Annotated in this window: 12 protein-coding genes; 8 read left to right on the forward strand and 4 right to left on the reverse strand. The window is 55.8% G+C overall.

The window, feature by feature from the left end; translation table 11 throughout:
* A partial coding sequence (locus EDC14_RS18995; protein ID WP_341540175.1) for a DUF559 domain-containing protein occupies positions 1-138 on the reverse strand: 138 nt, incomplete at its 3' end.
* Positions 139-1,099: 961 nt separating this feature from the next.
* Positions 1,100-2,011: an ArsR/SmtB family transcription factor gene (locus tag EDC14_RS19000; RefSeq protein WP_132015897.1), complete on the reverse strand. Its 912-nt coding sequence runs from the start codon at positions 2,009-2,011 to the stop codon at positions 1,100-1,102.
* 547 nt (positions 2,012-2,558) lie between these two features.
* Here EDC14_RS19000 and EDC14_RS19005 point away from each other — a divergent pair.
* From EDC14_RS19005 to EDC14_RS19035, 7 genes are all read left to right on the forward strand, one after another.
* Entirely contained in the window at positions 2,559-3,902 is a 1,344-nt protein-coding gene (locus EDC14_RS19005; protein ID WP_243663026.1) for an ABC transporter substrate-binding protein, read from the forward strand.
* A gap of 55 nt (positions 3,903-3,957) precedes the next feature.
* On the forward strand, positions 3,958-4,872 hold the full coding sequence (locus EDC14_RS19010) for a carbohydrate ABC transporter permease (protein WP_132015898.1): 915 nt from the start codon (positions 3,958-3,960) through the stop codon (positions 4,870-4,872).
* 3 nt (positions 4,873-4,875) lie between these two features.
* Complete coding sequence (locus EDC14_RS19015; RefSeq protein WP_424337422.1) at positions 4,876-5,721, forward strand: carbohydrate ABC transporter permease; 846 nt, start codon at positions 4,876-4,878, stop codon at positions 5,719-5,721.
* Positions 5,722-5,886: 165 nt separating this feature from the next.
* On the forward strand, positions 5,887-7,341 hold the full coding sequence (locus tag EDC14_RS19020; RefSeq protein WP_132015899.1) for an arabinan endo-1,5-alpha-L-arabinosidase: 1,455 nt from the start codon (positions 5,887-5,889) through the stop codon (positions 7,339-7,341).
* Positions 7,342-7,468: 127 nt separating this feature from the next.
* Complete coding sequence (locus EDC14_RS19025) at positions 7,469-8,041, forward strand: LemA family protein (protein WP_132015900.1); 573 nt, start codon at positions 7,469-7,471, stop codon at positions 8,039-8,041.
* Positions 8,042-8,316: 275 nt separating this feature from the next.
* The gene (locus EDC14_RS19030; RefSeq protein ID WP_132015901.1) at positions 8,317-9,099 is read left to right on the forward strand and encodes a TPM domain-containing protein; all 783 of its coding nucleotides are present in this window, start codon (positions 8,317-8,319) and stop codon (positions 9,097-9,099) included.
* A gap of 12 nt (positions 9,100-9,111) precedes the next feature.
* Positions 9,112-9,561, forward strand: a complete 450-nt coding sequence (locus EDC14_RS19035; protein ID WP_132015902.1) for a TPM domain-containing protein — start codon at positions 9,112-9,114, stop codon at positions 9,559-9,561.
* 172 nt (positions 9,562-9,733) lie between these two features.
* On the opposite strand, the gene EDC14_RS19040 is transcribed toward EDC14_RS19035, so the two are convergent.
* On the reverse strand, positions 9,734-11,299 hold the full coding sequence (locus EDC14_RS19040) for an alpha-amylase (RefSeq protein WP_243663028.1): 1,566 nt from the start codon (positions 11,297-11,299) through the stop codon (positions 9,734-9,736).
* A 109-nt stretch (positions 11,300-11,408) separates the two neighbouring features.
* Positions 11,409-12,971 carry a carbohydrate porin gene (locus EDC14_RS19045; RefSeq protein ID WP_165908136.1) on the reverse strand — a complete coding sequence of 521 codons (1,563 nt, stop codon included), beginning with the start codon at positions 12,969-12,971 and terminating at the stop codon, positions 11,409-11,411.
* Between the two features lie 865 nt (positions 12,972-13,836).
* Between EDC14_RS19045 and EDC14_RS19050 the strand changes: the two genes are divergently transcribed.
* On the forward strand, positions 13,837-15,084 hold the full coding sequence (locus EDC14_RS19050; RefSeq protein ID WP_165908137.1) for a sugar ABC transporter substrate-binding protein: 1,248 nt from the start codon (positions 13,837-13,839) through the stop codon (positions 15,082-15,084).
* Positions 15,085-15,103: the final 19 nt, after the last annotated feature.

A 15,103-nucleotide genomic window follows, 5' to 3' on the forward strand; every position in this document is an offset into this window, starting at 1 on the left:
TCCTCGTTGACGGCGGAACTTGTATCCCGCTAATCGCCGGTCCCGTAAGGCTTCCCATAAAGTCTGTTCCGCCGGGGTCTGATTTTTGCGCAAATCCCGCGCCAAAGTATTGATATACCAGGGAGATTTCAGTTTCACTCGGAAAGCCCCTTTCGTAAGCCAACTCGATGCAGCCCCTCATCCCCAGCCCTTCTCCCGGCGGCCGGGAGAAGGGAGCCGAGCTTGTTATGATAGCCAATCCGTTCCCCAAACCCTCTACCGGCCCTTGACGGGAGAGGGTCGGCGCAGGCTTTTTCGCGCCGGGGTGAGGGCTGCTTCGAACCGGAGATTTGAAGGCAGTCAGTTATTTCTTAAGACGACTATTGGTCCCCGCGAAAGCCTTTTGGCATAAAGGCAATTTGGGAGATTTCGGTTTCACTCGGAAAGCTTTTTCGTAAGCTTGCTCGATGCAGCCCCTCATCCCCAGCCCTTCTCCCGGCCGCCGGGAGAAGGGAGCCGGGCTTGTTATCATAGCAAATCCGTTCCCAAAACCCTCTACCGGCCCTTGACGGGAGAGGGTCGGCGCAGGTTTTTCGCGCCGGGGTGAGGGCTGCTTCGAACCGGAGATTTGAAGGCAGTCAGTTATTCCTTAAGGCGACTATTGGTTCCCGCGAATGGCTTTTGGCATAAAGGCAATTTGGGGGATTTCGGTTTCATCGGAAAGCCCCTTTCGTAAGCCAACTCGACGCAGCCCCTCATCCCCAGCCCTTCTCCCGGCCGCCGGGAGAAGGGAGCCGAGCTTGTTATCATAGCCAATCCGTTCCCCAAACCCTCTACCGGCCCTTGACGGGAGAGGGTCGGCGCAATGCTTTTTTGCGCCGGGGTGAGGGCTGCTTCGAACCGGAAAAATTGGGAGGCAAGCCAGACACTCCTTGGGGCGACTATAGTTCTCCGCGAATGGCTTTTGGCATAAAGGCAATTTGGGAGATTTCGGTTTCACTCGGAAAGCTTTTTCGTAAGCCCGCTCTTGGGCCTCTTGAAAGCTTCAGCAAATGGCCTAAAAGATAGGCCCGAGGGAGGACCGGGAGTTCCGGGGCAGAAACCGGCCCCGGCGCTGAGCCTAATTCTGTTCGTAGATGACCCGGACTTTGATCCCTTGGCTATAGTTGCCGAAATTCTTGCCGTAAATGGTTAAGCCGCCGATATGCTCGGTATCGTCGGGAATGGAGAGCCGGATGGAGAGATCGCTCTTGTAATCGAGGCCGATATCCTTCAACGTGACCTCGGACGCTGCCACGCCGTCGATGAAGGTGCCGAAGCGGTTGATGGTCAGGAGCTTCAGCAGGCCGTACTGGTTCCAGCACGGGAACCACCAGGAAGGAGTCAGGATCCCTTTGCTGTCCGCATAATCGCCCGGACTGGTCCAGCTCGCGATATGCAGGTTATTGAGACTGAAGTGAATGTCCGACGGCCAGATGCTGCAATTTCCCGGCGCCTCGGAACCGATCTCCAGCGAGATTTGGATCTCCGAGAAGTCCTGTCCCGGCTTGAGATAGTTCGGGATGCGGTATTCCACGAAACCTCTGCTGAACCAGAGAATATCGCTGTTGATCCGCTCGGGATCGGCAAAATACCGGGGATTGTCGACTTCGCCGATGAGTTTGTCCTTGGTGGCGATGCCGCAGGTCGGAAAGATCTCGTAGGCCGTGTAGTGGCCGATGCCGAGCTCAGTCTCATAGGAATGGGGAACTTCCTGCTGGCCGATGTCGATGACGAATTTATCCTCGTGCAGGTTGCAGATCTTCTGCGTGCCGCGCTTGGCGGTGAGGGTGGCGATCCGGATGAGGCCGCACTCCTCAAGCTTCTTGACGTGCATCGTGACGGCGCCGTTGGAAAGCCCCAATTTCTCCGCCAATTCGTTCATGTTGAGCTGCTTATGGACAGACAAAAGCTCCAGAATCTGAACCCGGATCTCGGAACTTAGGGCTTTGAAGAGCGGCAGGCTGTTTTTGAGATTGGTGATGTGGATCATCGGAAATCTCCTTCGCTGGCACGGAATATACGATGGTGAGGATACGGGCGGAAAACCGCGGCATGAAGTCAGCCCGCCGGTCTTCCGCGGTAAAATACTGCCGCAAGCCCGCGATTTCCATCGCTATCTCCGTTTCTCCCTTATTCGACAGCGAATGGAAAATTCCTATTCATTTCGCCGGGTTCGGCGGGATATGGGCATTTTATTTTACAAGAATATAAAATGAAATTCATTTAGAATGAAGATGACGGATTTTCCCGATTTCTCGATTCCCCGATTTCTCGATTCCCCGGTTTCGGCCGCGTCCATAAGGGGTAAAAAATTAGATTACCTGCTTATAATGGATTTATAGCTGCGGCGATTGTTGCTTGGCGGCGCCGGTCACCGGAAAATACAAGCTCCAAGCATTTATTCTAAGCTAAACCATTTTATAATAAACTAAAATAAAGATTGATCCTTGGAAGCATTTGTAAGATAATAGAAACAGGACTGTCGTTACCCTATGTTAACCTGAAGAAAAAGATTATTTTACAAAGGGGGCTGTTCAATGAAGGTTGTGAGCTTGCGTTTCAGAACTGTCATGGCGGTGATCCTGGCGGTGTGCGTTGCATTGGCCGGTTTTTCCGTCGCGGGCGGCGCCGCCAGGGCCACCAGGATGGAGATGTGGGTTTTCGTCGAACTGCACAGCAAATTCTATAAAGAGATGATGCAACGCTGGAATAAAGTCAATCCCAAACGGCAGATCGATATCAAGTTTACCGTTCTCCCCTATGACGACATGCATAACAAGCTCCAATTGGCGCTACAGTCCGGCGCGGGCGCTCCCGACCTTTGCGACGTCGAGGTCGGCAGGTTCCCGAATTTTCTGATGGGAAAACCGCAGCTCGTGGAGTTGAACGATGTCGTGAAACCCTACCGGGGCAAGGTGGTCCAGTCCCGGCTGGATCTCTACAGCAAGGACGGCAAGCTCTACGGCCTGCCGACCCATGTCGGAGCCACAGTCGCTTTCTACAATACCGAGATCCTGGAGGCGGCCGGCGTCGATTATAAAACGATCGTGACTTGGGATGATTACATCCAAGCCGGCAAGCAGGTTTTGAAAAAGACCGGGAAACTGATGGGCGTCGCCGAAACCAGCGCCACCTGGATCATCTCGGCCATGCTGGCGCAGCAGGGCAGCGATCTCGTCACCAGGAACGGCGCCCCCAACCTCAATTCGCCGGAGATGCTGAAATCAGTCACCCTGCTCCAACAGATGCTGAAAGAGGGCCTCATTGCGGTCTGCCCGGGCGGCCAGCCCGACACCGAGGAGGGTTTCGGCTTCATCAACGGCGGCAAGGTGGCCAACGTGATCATGCCGCTCTGGTTCATGTCCCGGTTCAAGGATTATATGACCGATCTGAAGGGGAAGATCGCCATCGCCCCGGTTCCGGTCTTCCAAAAAGGGATGCCCCGTTCGGTGGGGCTCGGCGGCACGGGCACGGTGGTGACCAAGACCGCCAAAAATATCAAGCTGGCCAAGGATTTTCTGGCCTTCGCCAAGCTCTCGGAGACCGCCAACATTCAGATCTGGGAGGTATTGGGCTTTGACCCGGTCAACACCGGGATCTGGCAGAATCAGAAAGTGACGCATAATCCGAACAACGCCTATGTCAAGTACTTTAAGAATAATCCCTTCGACGTGCTCAACGAGATCAAAAACGAAATCGCGCTGCACCGTTCGGTGGCGGCGAGCCCCGCCATTTATAACCTGCTAGGGACGCAGGTCCAGAATAAGCTCTTCGAAAAGCTGGCCAATCCCGCGCCGCTCCTCAGGGATGCGCAGGCTCAGATCGAGAACGAACTCAGAACTAGCCTTCCAACTTCAGTGCCAACCATGGTAAGGATTTGATGAAACCGCACAATTCCATCGGGAGGCATCCCGATGGAATTTAATATCGGGACGGATGGGAGAGATATTTGTGGCCGGCCTCAAAAAACTGGTGTATTCGCAAAAGTTGGCGCCCTACGTCTTTGTGTCCGCTTTTTTCCTTACTTTTGCGATTTTCTTCGTTTATCCCCTCGCCAACACCACAGTGATGAGTTTTCAGTCCGTCTTGCCCGGCGAAGTGGAATTCATCGGCCTTGACAACTATACCAAGCTTTTTCACGACGAAGTGTTTTGGAAAGCGGTCGCCAACAGCTTTCTGTACATGGTCTTGACCGTGGCGCTGCTCATCCCGTTTCCCATGGTCTTCGCCTGCTTTATTCACAGCAAGATCATGATCGGCGGGGAATTCTTCAAATCGGTCCTATTCATCCCGGTGCTGACCTCGCTGGTGGTGGCGGGCACCATCTTCCGGCTGATCTTCGGAGAACTCCCCGGTTCGTTCATGAACCAGCTGCTCGGCTATTTCCATCACGAACCCATCAAATGGCTGAAAATGCAGACGACCGGGTTCGGCGCCCTGATCGTGCTGGCCTGTTGGCGCTGGACCGGGGTGAATATCTTGTATTTTCTCTCCGGCCTGAAAAGCATTCCCCAGGAATTCTACGAGTCGGCCGAGATCGACGGCGCCAATGCCTGGCAAAAATTCTTCCGGATTACCATGCCGTTATTGAAACCGATCACCATTTATGTCTCGACCATCAGCGTCTACGCGGGTCTGGCGATGTTTCTCGAAAGCTACATGCTGTGGACCAACAATAATTCGCCCGACAATATCGGCCTGACGATCGTCGGCTATCTCTATCGGCAAGGCATTGAGAAGAACCGCATGGGCTACGCCTCCGCGGTCGGCCTGGTGCTGTTGGCGCTGGCGATGCTGATCAACCTGGCGCAGCTGCGCCTGACCGGCGTTTTGAAAAAGGAGGGGGAGTGAGGAATGCGATCGATGCGAGCCAGTCAAACTTGGCCTAAAATCCTGCTGCTGGGGTTCTTCGTTTTCCTTGCCGTCCTCGTTCTGATTCCTTTTGCGGCGATTCTGATTGCATCGTTCAAACCGGGCAAGGATCTGATCCGTTACGGACTCAACCTGAACCTGGACTTTCAGATAATGTCCCTCGCCAACTATGTCTTTTTGTTCGCCGGCGACCATCCCTATTTCGTCTGGTTCAAAAACAGCGTGATCCTGACCGCCTTCCAGTCTGCATTGACGCTGCTGGTCAGCGCCGCCGTGGGCTACGGCTTCGCGATCTATGATTTCCGGTTTAAAAGGACGCTGTTCATTTGCGTGCTGCTGATCATGATGGTTCCTTTTGAAATCCTGATGCTCCCGCTCTACCAACAGATCATCGCCATCCGCCTGGTGGATACGTTCTCCGGCATCATCCTCCCCTACATGGCCAACGCTTCGACGATCTTCTTTTTCAAGCAATACCTGGGCGGGATACCGCGTTCGCTCATTGACGCCGGGCGGGTGGACGGCGCCTCCGAATACGGGATCTTCGCCCGGCTGATCTTCCCCCTGATGAAGCCGGCCTTCGCCGCGATGGGGATCCTTTCGGCCATGGGCAGCTGGAATAATTTTCTCTGGCCGCTACTGGTGTTGCGGAGTTCCGAAAAATTCACCCTGCCGATCGGGCTCAATACGCTGCTCACACCCTATGGAAATAACTACGATCTATTGATTGTCGGGTCTTGCTTCTCCATTATCCCGATCTTCATTTTGTTCCTGTATTTCCAGAAGTATTTCATCGCCGGGATGACGGCCGGGAGCGTCAAGGAGTAGTGAGCCGTTCCGCCGCGCCGGCGGCAAATGGTACAGCATTTTGCGAAAGCGATGACGGGTTTGGAGCGCAAAGCGCGAATGCTTCACCGCACTTTTCGCGAGTCAAGCCGTTTACGCTTTCTCAAAATGCTATAATGGCCGAGGATTTCAGGAGGGGTTGCCGAGATGTTCAAACCGATCTTCAGAGCGCTCGCTCTTGGCGCGCTATTGGTCATGGTCCTGTCGTTTGGCGGGTTGGCCGTTTCCGATGCTTCCCGCCTTGTGAAAGACATTGCAACGGCCAATCCGCCAACGGAGCCGCCAGGGGAGCGGCTCTATGACTTTTCGCTCCTCGGCCGGCCGGATGCCTGGGGAAATCTCAATGTGCACGATCCCGCCGTCTATCGGGACGGGGATACCTATTACGTCTTTTCGACCGACGCCAGTTTGGCCGATGTGGCCCGGCCCGGGATCCAAGTCCGGAAGTCCCGCGATCTGATCCACTGGAGCTGGATCGGGCAAGCCTTGGGCGGCGTGCCCCGGAAAGCCCGGGAATGGACGGGGGCGACCGGTCTTTGGGCGCCCGACGTGACCCGGATCGGCGCTCATTACTACCTGTATTATTCGGCGTCGACTTTCGGCAAGAACCGCTCGTTCATCGGCGTCGCCCGGAGCAAGCGGCTCACCGGGCCATGGGAAGACCTCGGCGAAGTGCTCAAGACCGATATTGGGGACCGGGTCAACGCCATCGATCCCAATGTCGTCTACGACAGCGCCGGCGATCTATGGCTGGCCTATGGCTCGTTCTGGTCGGGGATCCATATCGTCCGGCTCGACCAAAAAACCGGAAAGCCGCTGGAAAAGGGGGTTGGAAAATTGCTGGCCTCCCGCTCCCTCAGTGTGCACGGCGCGATCGAAGGCGCTTATCTTATTTATCATCCCGGGTATAAGAAATATTATCTCTTTGTATCCTATGATTCACTGTTCAAGGATTATAACGTCCGGGTCGGCCGGTCCGACAGGATCGACGGACCCTATGTGGACGCCAACGGGGTGGCGCTGACGGACACCCGGACGGAGCCTGCGGCAGTGGGCAACAAGATTTTGGGCGGCTACCGGTTCGGCAATGCGGACGGCTGGATCGCGCCGGGCCATAACTCCGTTTTGCAAGACGGGGAAGAATATTATCTGTTGCACCATGCCAGAGGGGACCGGGACAAGAACTGGTTCTACCTCCAGGTGCGGAAGATGCTTTGGTCCCGGGACGGATGGCCGCTGCTCTCCCCGGAACGCTATGCCGGCGAGAGGGAACAAGACATCGCCAAGGAAAGAATAGCGGGGGTTTGGGAAGTCATCGTGCTGGCCAAGGACGATAATTTGCAGCTGTCGTCCGCGCCGCTCCGATTGTCGGCCGATGGCCGGATTGACGGCGCCGCAGCGAAAGGCAGTTGGGAGTTCGCTCCGGACAATACGTTGATCCTGCATTTGCAGGATTCGGATACGGGGCAAGTCTCAACCTATGAATGCAGGGTATTGCCCGCGTGGGATTGGGAAGAGCGGCGCAGGACCCTGGTCTTTACGGGTATCGATCCCCAAGGGATCGCCATCTGGGGAAAGATGACCGAATCATCAAGTCGATGAAAGTCAACGCAAATCATAAACTTGTGGTGAACCCCGCCGGTTCTTATGTTAAAATGGAGTCAGCCCGAGATAACTACGAAACTTTTTGGCCGGGTTTGCGTTTTCAGTTGGGTAGGAGGGATGATATTTGAACAAATTATTCATTGTCTTGGCAGTCGTCGTCGTGCTGATCATTTTGATTATGATCCCGGTGGGAATGTATTTTGGCTTCTACAACAGCGTCACGGTGCTCAGGAACGAGACCGAGGCCCAGATGAAGCAGGTCGACAACCAGTTGCAGCGACGCTATGACCTGATTCCGAATCTGGTCAATACCGTCAAAGGCTACGCTGCGCATGAGAAAGAGATCTTCACCAACATCGCCGACGCCCGGGGCCGGATGATGCAGGCCGGCAATGTCCGGGAGAAGGCCGCCGCCGATGCCGCGTTGACCTCGGCGCTCAGCCGCTTGATGGTGGTGGTCGAGAATTATCCGCAGTTGAAGGCGAACGAACAGTTCAACCGCTTGATGGATAACCTGGAGGGGACCGAGAATCGTTTGGCGGTGGAACGGAAACGCTATAATGACCTGGTGAAAGAGTACAACAATAAGATCCAGCTCTTCCCGGGCAGTATCTTCGCGGGGATGATGGGCCTGCAAAAGATGGACTATTTTGAGGTGCCCCAGAGCGCCAGGGAGAACCCGCAGGTGAAGTTCTAACCCGGATTCGCCGGATTCAACGGATTTCGCAGATTGTGAAGGCAAAAAATTTATTTTAACTTAATTTTAAGCAGAATATTTCGTCCCAAAACGGGGCCGAAGGTTCTTCCGCCTTGTAACCGGGCATAAATACCCGGCTGGCTTGCTGATTTGGGTTGAAAGAGAAGCCATGTGATAAAAAGTCACTGTGTTGACTTTTTCACTTCGGATCATCGTTGTGACCTTCCCCGGCCTGTCGGCCGGGGTTCACCACAACGTTTTTAGGAGGCGTGCGAATGAATAAGCGATGGTTCTCTTTGATCATCGCCTTTCTTTTTTTGGCGGGATTCGCCGGCGCGGCGCTGGCGCTGGAGCCGTTTCCGATCAAGGGGTATGTGACGGACCGGGCGGGGCTGATGAGCGAGGGCGAGCGGCAGCAGCTCGGCCGGGAGCTGTGGAAGTACGATCAGGATACCGGCAACCAGATCCTGGTGGTGACCGTGCCCACGCTGGAGGACCGGGAAACGGTCGAATTCACGGAAGCCTTGTTCGAGCTGAATAAGCCGGGCCAGAAAGGCAAGGATAACGGGATTATTCTCTTCGTGGCCAAGGCTGAGCGGAAGATCCGGATCGAGGTCGGTTACGGACTGGAGAGCGCGGTCCCCGACGGCAAGGCGGGCACGATTATTCGCGACGCGATCAGCCCCCGTTTCAAGGCCGGCGATTTTGGCGGCGGGATCCGGGCCGGCGCGGCCGCGCTCATCGGCGCCATCAGCCCCGGCTATACCCTGGCCGACCAGCCGGCTCCGGTGAGGAGCCGCCCGGAGCGGGACCGTTCCTTTCCGGCCGCGCTGGTGGTGGGACTGGTCATCTTCGCCTTCGTCAGCATGGCCGGCAACCGGGGCAACCAGGTGCGTCAAGGCCGGCTGCGCCGCGGTTATAGCGAGCCCTGGTATTGGGGCGGCGGCGGTTTCGGCGGCGGATCGGGTTCCGGTTGGGGCGGCGGTTCCGGCGGAGGCGGCGGATTCAGCGGCGGCGGCGGGAGTTTCGGTGGCGGCGGCGCCAGCGGCGATTGGTAGGAGGTGGCGGAGATGATTGAAATTCACAAGGCGCGGCGTTTCTTCTCGCCTCAGGAGAAGGAACGGATCATGGCCGCGATCGGCCAGGCCGAAAAAGCGACCAGCGGCGAGATCCGGGTGCATGTCGAAAACGGCGGCGGCGGCGACCCCATGGACCGGGCCAAACATGTCTTCACTCAGCTCGGCATGGCCGGGACCGCGTTGCGGAATGGCGTATTGATCTATCTGGCGGTGAGCGATCGTAAATTCGCGATCATCGGCGACGCCGGGATCGACGCGGTGGTGCCCGAGCACTTCTGGGAAGAGACCAAGGAAGCGATGCGGCGGCAGTTCCGGGAAGGCCATTTCGCGGAAGGAGTCTGCCAGGGGATCCTCTCGGTGGGGGAGCATTTGCGCAAGAATTTTCCCTGCCGGGCCGATGATGTGAACGAGCTGACCAACGAGATCTCGGAAGGATATTGAGCGGTTGCCGTTGAGGGACGCTGCAAATCCTCTCCCAATCAAACAAGGAAATGAGGCCGCTCCATGGTTAGGACCGTGAGGGCGGCCGGGCTGTTATCGAAAACCAGCCGGGTATGGACCGGCTGGTTTTTTGCCGTCAAGGACCGGGGTGCGGTCTCTGGGTGCAAACCCATTAAAGCACCGGCACCCAGATCGACCAGCCGTCCGCGGCGTTCAGTTTCACTTTGAATTCGGCGTAGCCGTTGGCGTCGGTGGTGACCGTCTCCGTGAAATGGCCGGTATAATCGTAATAGGTGGTATTGGGCTGGCGGGAGTTGATGCTTTTGACGGCGGTCCCGGTTCCGCCGGCCGGGCCGTCGGCGATCAGCAGCACCAGGCCCCGCCCGGCGCTGCCGTCGCCGGCCCGGACATAGCCATATACGTCGTTGTCGTTATTGGAGACCTCGTAACCCGGCCCGTAAGCGAAGTATTTTCTGGCCTTCAACAACCGGGTCAGCCCCTCTTTCATTCCGTAAGTGTAGAAATCTTTCCAAAAAACATCCGGGATGCCGTGTTCCCGCAGCAAAATATAGGCGTAAGCCTGGTATTTGTATTGGCGAATCGGAGTCGCCTGGCCGTCGCGGTCGGTATCGTGGCTGTCGACGAAGGTGACCGCCCGGTCGCGATCGCCGGGATCATTGACCAAGCCGGCCCCGGCCAGCGTGGCCAGGTTAAACCCGCCGCCGGAACCGGACAGTTGGGCGAAAACGGCCCGCAGCGGGAAGTCGAAGACCCTCAGGCTGCTATTGCTGACCGCCGCCAGATAAGCCTTGAGCCGGGAGCGTTCCTCAAACCAGGCTTCGCCCACAAAAAACGGGTTTTTGGCGGGAGACTTCCCCCGGACGGATTCAATCCAATGATTGGTGAAGGAACTGCTGACATGCTTGATCGCATCGAGCCGGAAACCGTCGCAGCCGATGGTGTTGATAATCCAGTCGCCCCAGGCGTCCAGCTCGTCGCGGACCGCCGGGACGGTATAATCGACGTTGGAGCCCATCAGATAATCCTCGTCGAAGCTGTCGTTCCAGGACTTGCCCTCAAAGAGCCGGCCGTCGGCGCTGTTGAAATTCCGCCAGTTCCAAGTGGCGGGGTAATAAGCGCCGTTCCGTCCGGCAAAGGTGAAGCCGGTCCAGGCGCCGGTGCTGCCGCCGTCCGCCAACGGAACGGTCTCGCTCTGGTCCGCGCCCATCCGGTGATTTAGAACCGCATCATAATAGACTTTAATGCCCGCGCCGTGGAGAGCACCGATGGCCGAGAGCAACTCCGCCTTGGTGCCATATTTGGTCCGGGTGCTTCCTTTCTGGTTAAATTCGCCCAGATCCCAGAGGTCGTAGGTATCGTATCCCACGCTACTCGCGCCGGCCATTCCTTTGTTGGCCGGCGGCAACCATACCGCGGTCACCCCCGCGTTGGCCAGCTCGCCGGCGCGGCTGGCCAGCAGGTTCCAGAGATTGGCCTCTTCCGGATATTTTCCCGCGTACGCGCCGGTGTTCATCTCCCAGTAAAAACCCTGCAGCAGGGTCTGGTTGTCGCCGGCCGGCGGTTTGGCATAATTGGGCTCGGCCGGAATCTCACCGCCGTAACCCGGAATGTTGCTATTGCTTTTGGCGCGGCCGCCGCAACCGGAAAAGACGGCAACCGTAGCGATCCACAGGAAAATGAGCAAGAGCGGGAGGAAACGATTTCGATATTTTGCCAAGGCCATACCCCCAATTCATTTGCAGTTGGCGGATTTTTTGGAGGGAACTCCTCTTTTTTGAGGAGTTCCCTCCTGGAGGAAGAGAGCTTTTACGAAGCAAGTAAAGGAATTACCACCAAACCTCCATCTGTACCCCGTAAGTCATATAGGAATCGCCTTGATCGGGATTGAACCGGGAGGCGAAGACCCTGAGCTGTGGCCGGGCATAGAAGCCCGTATCCAGGGTTATGGTGGGGGCGATGGTCAGTTTGGAACCGGAAACATCGTTTTGATTCTTGGTTTCGACCTGATCGTAACCCGCCTCGAATTGGAGCGCGAAGTTCTTGGTGAAGTGATACACCGGGCGGCAGCCGATGGATTTCCAGGTTTGGTCCAGATTCCAGTCTTCATTCTCCTGTTTCAAATAGACCAGGACCGGCTGGATCTCGAATTTTTCGGTGATCTGGCTGACGCCGCTGGTCACCAGTTTGGTCAGTTTGGCGTTTTTATTATTGTCCGGCGGATTGACCGCGTCCAGGCCATAGGTGGCGAGGCCTTTTCCGTAATAAAGCCCGACCATGGAAGAGCCTTCGGTCAGCCCGAAAAAGCTGCCGATGGAATACTTGCCGGTAAAGATCAGCCCATCGCCATCCTTACCGGCCGCCGAGTTATCCTTTTCACTCGAAGCGACCAGATCAAAATCGAAGCTTCCCGGTCCGGCCTTGACGCCGCTGAGGGTGAAAATCAGCGAATTGTCGAGCAATTCGTTGGAATTGGGATCGTTGTTCCGGTACCCGGAATGAGCCATGTAGGCGAGGTCCAATTGGTAATCCCCAACTTTAATGCCTTGAACGCCGGCGCCGACGCCGGTGAAGTCGCGCCAGTACCAGTCGATGATATGGATATCGTCACGCCGGTAATACCGTTGGCCGGCCCAGAAAGTCAAGTTGCCCAGCTCGGGCAGGTTGCCGATTTCCGCATAGGATTCCCGCATGAAAAAGCTGGTGTCGGAGTCGCCGTCTGCCTGGATGGGGGCTTGCCAGCCGCCGCCATTGGTAATGCTTTGATGGCAATACAAGAAATGAACCAGGGCGTAAGAGCCGTTATCCAGCCGCCATTTCTTTTCCAGAGTGTTCTCGATGAAGGTATCCGGCTCGTTGCCGAGGCGGTACTTGGCCCAGGCGCCATTGACCTGGAATGAGCCGGTCTGATGTTCCTTGTCGTCATCCACCAGAATGCCGGTCCGGGCATAGCCGTGGAAACTGAAGCCCTGATCCGCGGCCTTGATCGCGGCGATATCGGCTTCGACCTTGCTGAGCCGGGCATCATCGGCCCCGGCAGCGGCGGCGCTTTTTTCGCGGACCAACAGGACGGCGTTCTTCCCGCCATAGCCGTCATCCACCGTGCTGGTGGCGTCGGGGTCGGGAGTCCAGGTGCCGTCGACCACAAACTTGTATTGGTAGGTGCCGGGTTTCAACGGAATGGTCACCGACCAGACGCCGTCGGCGCCTTTGGACATTTTTTGCCCGGCCGGATTCCAACTGTTGAAGGAGCCGGAGAGATAGACCGCGGTGGCGTCCGGAGCTTTGAACGTAAAGGTGACGTCACTTCCATTGACGCTGGTCCCGGCCAGCGCGGGCAGTCCGAACAGCAAAACCATCCATACCGCAAGCAACAGGGAAAACTTCTTCATTTCAATCCTCCTTAAAATAAAAATATAGGCACCCCAATCACTGCAATTAAGCCTGGCCTCATCTCCTTCCGCGGCCTTTTCGATTAAGGGAGTCTTCAAAGCCATGGAAAACGCCCTCAAAGGTTCATCGAAAACGGAAATCATGCAATCGCTTGCGTAAAATATATACGGAAATCCAGCCCGAGAAGCGCAGAATGGCGTGCGGGAAGTTTTCTCGATAGGGAACCCCGAATGCAACCCCTCGACCGGCAATCATCAATGCAAAGACTGTGATATTCGCTTCATAACAAGCTCTGGCGAAGGTTTTCCAAAGAGTGCGATGGGAAAATCAATTTCTGCAAACGTTTGCCTAAATAATTAGCCGTCGATGGGGATAGTCCTTCTTTTTTGGAAATATTTTTTACCGATTTGAAATAAAAAAATTACATCAAATAAATTTTTCTGGGCGTGTTCGAGGAAATGAAGAACATAAAATATTGGATTATACAGCTCGTATAGCAATGAAACTTTATAAAATGCTGGGATCGAATGGGATGCGATTCTCACGAATTCCCGTTGACGGGTCAGTAATATAATGGTAATATTTGATACAAGCGTTTGCACTATATTTCCAAAAATCTCTGTAGGGGATTGCTCCCGGTGTTTCTTAAGACGGATGGTCGGTGAAAACGGGGGTTGCACTTGAACCCTTGCGATTGAAGGGATTTTTCGACCGGAGCCGCATATCCCAGGATGGTATCTTGGAGGAGAAAACGCGGCTGAACGGCGTTTTTGGGAACAAAAAGTGCAAACGGATGCATTAAGGCGAAAAGACTTCCTTGGATCAGTCGTTTTCGTAAAAATGAAAGGGAGGAATCAAAACGCAATGAGTGGGAAGCTGAGCAAAATCTTCTGGATGGTCCTGGCGGTGTTGTTGGCGGTGTCCGCGGTCCCCATGGCCTGGGCGAAACCCAGCCCGGTCGAGATCGTTTTCTCGGAGTTTGACGACCCCAATGTCTACAAAGAGGATTTCTGGCGTTCCTATCTGCAGAAATTCACCGACAAAAACCCCGGCATCGTTGTCAAACGGATCCATAACAACGACAACGATATCCGCACCAACTGGCAGAACCAGGTGGCGGCCGGCGCCGGCCCCGATATCACCTTTGCGCCCCATGACAGCATCGGATTGTTTGTCGAGGCGGGAACCGCCCTGGCGTTGGACGACTTTTTCCCGAAAAGCTTTTATAACCAGTTTGACCCGGAGATGCTGAACGCCTACAAGTACCGGGGCAAGATTTACGGCATCCCTTACCGCCTCGGCAACTGTGTCTTGTTGATCTATAACAAGGCGCTCCTGCCGCAGCCCCCGAAGACCATGAACGAGCTGATCGCCAAGGCCAAGCAGCTGACCCGGGGGACCGAGCAGTACGGATTGGCCTATGACATGGTCGAACCCTTCTTCATCATCGGCTTCCTCGGCGGGTACGGCGGCAGCGTCTTCGACGACAAGGGCAATATCACCTTGAACACCGAGGCCATGCGGAAAATGGTCAAATTGGTGTACGATTTCAAGTTTACCTACCGGATCACGCCCAAAGAGGCCAACTCCGACGTGGCCAACGGCCTCTTCAAAGAGGGCAAGGCGGCGATGACCATCTGCGGCCCCTGGCTTTTCCCGCAGCTGGATGAGGCCAAAGTCAATTACGGCCTGGCCAACATCCCCAAACTGGATGACGCCGGCTGGCCGGCCCCCTATAGCGGCGCCAAAGTCCTGATCCTCAATCCCAATCTGGCCAAAGACTCCAAACGGGCGGCGGCGGTCAAGAAATTCGTCGCCTATATCAACAGCCCGGAGAATCAACTGAAATACGCCAAGATGGTTTCGGAGATTCCGACCCATAAAAAAGCCCTCGCCAACGCCTACGTCAAGAACGATCCGAAGGTCAAGGCCCTTTCCGAACAGATGAAAAAATCGCTTCCCATGCCGGGCCGGCCCGAGATGCGCTGTGTCTGGGATGCCATGAAATCGACCATGGCCATGGTGATGGGCGGCCGGCTCAAACCGGAGGACGCGCCCAGAGTGATGCAGGAAGAGGCGTTGAAATTGAAACGGAACATGTTCGGCGAGTAACTCGCCGGGCGGGATGGTT

The sequence above is a fragment of the Hydrogenispora ethanolica genome (assembly GCF_004340685.1).
Taxonomy (GTDB): domain Bacteria; phylum Bacillota; class UBA4882; order UBA8346; family UBA8346; genus Hydrogenispora; species Hydrogenispora ethanolica.

Coding starts and splice junctions, on each gene's coding strand:
- EDC14_RS19020 (WP_132015899.1), top strand. CDS start 5,887: ATGTTCAAACCGATCTTCAGAGCGCTCGCTCTTGGCGCGCTATTGGTC.
- EDC14_RS19050 (WP_165908137.1), top strand. CDS start 13,837: ATGAGTGGGAAGCTGAGCAAAATCTTCTGGATGGTCCTGGCGGTGTTG.
- EDC14_RS19030 (WP_132015901.1), top strand. CDS start 8,317: ATGAATAAGCGATGGTTCTCTTTGATCATCGCCTTTCTTTTTTTGGCG.
- EDC14_RS19045 (WP_165908136.1), bottom strand. CDS start 12,971: ATGAAGAAGTTTTCCCTGTTGCTTGCGGTATGGATGGTTTTGCTGTTC.
- EDC14_RS19035 (WP_132015902.1), top strand. CDS start 9,112: ATGATTGAAATTCACAAGGCGCGGCGTTTCTTCTCGCCTCAGGAGAAG.
- EDC14_RS19015 (WP_424337422.1), top strand. CDS start 4,876: ATGCGATCGATGCGAGCCAGTCAAACTTGGCCTAAAATCCTGCTGCTG.
- EDC14_RS19000 (WP_132015897.1), bottom strand. CDS start 2,011: ATGATCCACATCACCAATCTCAAAAACAGCCTGCCGCTCTTCAAAGCC.
- EDC14_RS19005 (WP_243663026.1), top strand. CDS start 2,559: ATGAAGGTTGTGAGCTTGCGTTTCAGAACTGTCATGGCGGTGATCCTG.
- EDC14_RS19010 (WP_132015898.1), top strand. CDS start 3,958: ATGGGAGAGATATTTGTGGCCGGCCTCAAAAAACTGGTGTATTCGCAA.